Annotated in this window: 5 protein-coding genes; all 5 read left to right on the forward strand. The window is 34.5% G+C overall.

What is annotated here, in order from left to right; translation table 11 throughout:
* Positions 1–558: TonB C-terminal domain-containing protein (locus tag EZH24_RS07865; RefSeq protein WP_137998563.1), on the forward strand; the 558-nt coding region annotated here is incomplete at its 5' end.
* A 147-nt stretch (positions 559–705) separates the two neighbouring features.
* Complete coding sequence (locus EZH24_RS07870) at positions 706–1518, forward strand: transketolase (protein ID WP_137998564.1); 813 nt, start codon at positions 706–708, stop codon at positions 1516–1518.
* Between the two features lie 21 nt (positions 1519–1539).
* A complete protein-coding gene (locus EZH24_RS07875) occupies positions 1540–2487 on the forward strand; it encodes a transketolase family protein (RefSeq protein ID WP_137998565.1) in 948 nt (315 codons plus the stop codon).
* 46 nt (positions 2488–2533) lie between these two features.
* Positions 2534–2818 carry a PTS sugar transporter subunit IIB gene (locus EZH24_RS07880; RefSeq protein WP_137998566.1) on the forward strand — a complete coding sequence of 95 codons (285 nt, stop codon included), beginning with the start codon at positions 2534–2536 and terminating at the stop codon, positions 2816–2818.
* Between the two features lie 16 nt (positions 2819–2834).
* Positions 2835–4100: a PTS ascorbate transporter subunit IIC gene (locus EZH24_RS07885; protein ID WP_137998567.1), complete on the forward strand. Its 1266-nt coding sequence runs from the start codon at positions 2835–2837 to the stop codon at positions 4098–4100.
* The last annotated feature ends 161 nt before the right edge of the window (positions 4101–4261 follow it).

A 4261-nucleotide genomic window follows, 5' to 3' on the forward strand; every position in this document is an offset into this window, starting at 1 on the left:
GAATCGCTTCAATATGGAACTTTAATAGTAAGCTGTTTTAATAACGAAAATATAAAAAGAAACGAATTGGGAGAAGATATAAATCGAGAAAATGTGGAAACTTATAAACCTAAAAATCCGGGAATTAAAGGCGACACAAAAATTCCCGCGTCTTTCGAGGACGGAGCGGATAGAGCGGTTGTTCTTTCGAGTCGAACTGGAGGCATTCAGCTTGGAACGAAAGCTCAGGAATATTTTTGGTATTTTTATTCTTTAGTCGGTTCTATAAGGGATTCTTGGTATTTGACGATTCCAAATCAAGCGCATTATTTGGGGCTTTTAAGAACGGACGAGGTGGAAGTTTTAATTTCGGTGGACGAAGACGGAAACATTATATTTGAAAAGTTTTTGAAAAAATCTCAAATCGGACAAAACAGTTTGGATAATTCTTGCTCGAAGGCTATAGAATACGCTAAAAAATTGAAACCTCCGCCTCAAGGTTTAATTAGAGATTATGCGGAAAATGGAAAAATTTACATACCATTTAAATTTATATATCAGAATTTCAATAGAGATTAAAAATAAATTCTATAATATTTTATCTAAATTTTCATTAATCAATATTTTTGACTTTAAAATATTAAGTGATATAATCTAATAATAATTTAAGTAAATTTTTAATAAACTATTTTAAAATAAATTTATGTTTGAAGGAGAAAAAATTTTATGAGTTCATCAATAGAAGAGCTTGAAAAAAAAGCGAAAAGGTGCAGGCAGATACTTCTAAAAATGGTTTACGAATCGAAAAGCGTAGCTCATGTCGGAGGTTCTTTGTCAGCTATGGATATGGCGGTTGCCGTATATGACAAATATATAGATTTTAAAGACCCGAATAGAGCGCGTTTCGTTTTGTCGAAAGGGCATGTAGTCGTTATGCAATACGCGATATTTGCAGAACTTGGAATAATTCCTATGGAAGAATTGACTACTCTTAAAAAAATAGGAACTCGTTTGCAAGGACATCCCGATATAAATAAAATTCCAGAAACCGAAATGAATACGGGACTTTTGGGACAGGGACTTGCCGTGTCTATGGGAATGGCTTACGCGCGAAAATTGTCAAACAACAAAAATAAAATATTCGCTTTATGCGGAGACGCCGAATTGCATGAGGGACAAATTTGGGAAACCGTTCAGCAGTCGGCTCATTTCAAATTGGATAATCTTGTCGCCATCATAGACAATAATGGACTCTCTTCGCATGACCCAGTGAATAAAGTTATCGATTTGGGTTCTTTGGAAGATAAATTTAAAAGTTTTAATTGGAATACGATAACGGTTAAAGACGGAAACGATATGAAAGAAGTTGTCGAAGCTTTGGATAAATTGGATAAATTAAGCGGCAAACCTACGGCGATAATAATGAAAACCGTTAAAGGAAAAGGCGTTTCCACTTTAGAAAATAATCCTAATTGCCATTCTTTGACAATCGGCGATAAAGATTTTGAACAAGCGAAAAAAGATTTGGATATAAAATAAAATTTAATAAGGAATATAATTATGATAAAAATAGAAAAAAGCTCCGCTCCGAGAGTTGTAATCGGAAAGCATTTAACTAATTTAATAGAAAAAAATAATAAAATAATAGTGATAGATAACGATTTGGGAACTTCAACATCTTCCGCGGATGTAGAAAAAACATATCCTAATAATTTTTGGGAATTGGGAATTGGCGAGCAAAGTTCTTTAAGCGCGGCGACAGGATTGGCATTGGAAGGAATGTTTCCCGTTTATGTCAATTTCGCAATATTTGCAAGCGGAACAATTTGGACTCAAATAAGGCAAGCGGCTTACGCGAAAGCGAATCTCAAAATAATAGCCACTCACCCAGGACTTGACGCGGGACCTGACGGAGCGAGTCATCAGGCTACGCAGGATATGGCTTTAATGAGATGCATTCCTAATATGAATGTTATTTTGCCTTTGGACGAAAACGATGTCAAATCTGCAATCAGCTACGCTTTGAATAATAAGGGACTTTATTATGTTAGAGTGGCAAGAGAACCAGTTCCTATAATTTATAATTCTCCCGAAGAGGCAAATTTCGACATTAAAAATAAAGAATTATATTCTACGGGAGACGATGTGGCGATATTTTTTGACGGCTCTTCTTTCGAGCAAGCGATTGATTCGGTTAATATGCTTGAAAAAAATAATATAAAGTATCGTTTGATTCATGTTCGCTCTTTGAAACCTTTGGACGCCGACAATATTATCGAATACGCAAAAAAAGTTAAATGCGTTATAACTTTGGAAAATCATAGCGTGATTGGAGGATTGGGAAGCGCCGTTGCCGAAGTGTTGGCTACTCATAAAGATGTTGCTCCTTTAAGAATAGTGGGATGCAAAGACGCTTTCACGGAATCTGGAAAATCTACCGAGCTTAAATTAAAATATGGAGTTTCAGCTCAAAATGTGTTTGAAAAAGTCAAAGAGGTTTTGAAATAAATTTTTATTTAAATTAAATTTTTTATATTTTTAAGGAGAATTAATTATGGCGTTAAAATTTATAGCTGCATGTGGTTCGGGAATAGGTTCTTCGTTAATGGTTTCTATGAATATTTCTAAAGTGTTAAAAGAATTAAATATAGAAGCCGAAGTCGAGCATTCCGATGTAACGAGCGCGTTATTTAAGCAAGCGGATTATTATGTTTTAGGAAGAGATATTGCGGAATCTTCAGCCGTTAGTTCTTTAGATAAGGACAAAATAATATCGCTTAAAAATATATTAAGTTTGGACGAACTTAAAACAAAAATAAAAGAAAAACTAAATTTATAATATTCGGAGGTAAAAAATGTTAAAATTTTTTGTAGATTTATTAAGTCAAGCGTCAATTCTCGTGGCTTTATTCACGATGGTAGGGCTTATATTATTAAAGAAACCCGCTAATGAAATAATAGCGGGTTCTATGAAATCGTTAATAGGATTTATATTATTGGGAGCGGGAGCTAATGTTATAACTTCTTCTCTGGCTCCTTTCGGCAGTATGGTCGAGGCCGCTTTTAATGTTCAAGGCGTAGTTCCAAATAACGAGGCTATAGTATCTTTGGCTTTAACCAAATACGGAACTCAAGTTTCTCTAGTTATGATATTGTCTATGGTATTTCATCTTATAATAGCGAGATTTACTCCTTTAAAATTTATATTTTTAACGGGGCATCATATATTTTATATGGGAGTTATGATTACCGTTATATTTGCGGTAGCTGGAATTACGGGAATACAACTTGTTATACTCTCTTCATTGGTTAACGCTTTAGCAATGAGTTTATCGCCTATATTAACATATTGGGCTATGCCTAAAGTTATAGGAGATTCTTCAAGTAATGTGGCTCTCGGGCATTTTTCAAATGTCACTTACGGCATATCGGCTCTTATTGGAAAATTAATAGGCGGTAAATCGTCTTCAGTCGAAGATTTGAAATTGCCAAAAGGTTTAAGTTTTATGAGAGATAATATTTTGGCTATAGCTTTGACTATGTCCATAATATATATAGTCGTTGCAATAGCTGCTGGAAGCGAATATATAGAAAGCGAATTGTCAAACGGGCAAAACTTTTTAGTATTTTCTTTAATACAAGGAGTTACTTTTGCCGCTGGAGTTTCGGTAGTATTGCAAGGCGTTAGAATGATATTAGGAGAGATAATTCCCGCGTTCAAAGGCATATCCGAGAAACTCGTTCCTAACGCTATACCTTCTTTGGATTGTCCTATAGTATTTCCTTACGCTCCAAACGCCGTATTAATAGGTTTTATAATGAGTTTTATAGGCGGACTTGTGGGGCTTGCCATTTTGGGAATTACTGGCGGAATATTAATAATTCCAGGAGTAGTGCCTCATTTCTTTTGCGGAGCTACTGCTGGAGTATTCGGCAACGCCACTGGAGGCAAAAGAGGATGTTTTATAGGGGCTTTTATAAACGGCATTCTTCTCACTTTCTTGCCTTTACTTCTTCTTCCTATACTTGGAGATTTAGGTTTCCAAAATACCACTTTTAGCGATGCCGACTTCGTTGCCGTAGGTGGTATAATAGGATTTATATGTAATTTAATAAAATAATTAATATTGATTAATATAATAAAAATAATAATCGGACGGTTTTTATAGCCGTTCGATTTTTTATTAATTAAATACTAAATACTTTTGTCAATTTCTTAACGGAAGTTTATCTATACTTTCTATTTCCCATTTGGTAGAATATTCGTTTACCCAATCTTATA

It is taken from the genome of Brachyspira catarrhinii (assembly GCF_005518285.1).
Classification (GTDB): Bacteria; Spirochaetota; Brachyspiria; order Brachyspirales; family Brachyspiraceae; genus Brachyspira; species Brachyspira catarrhinii.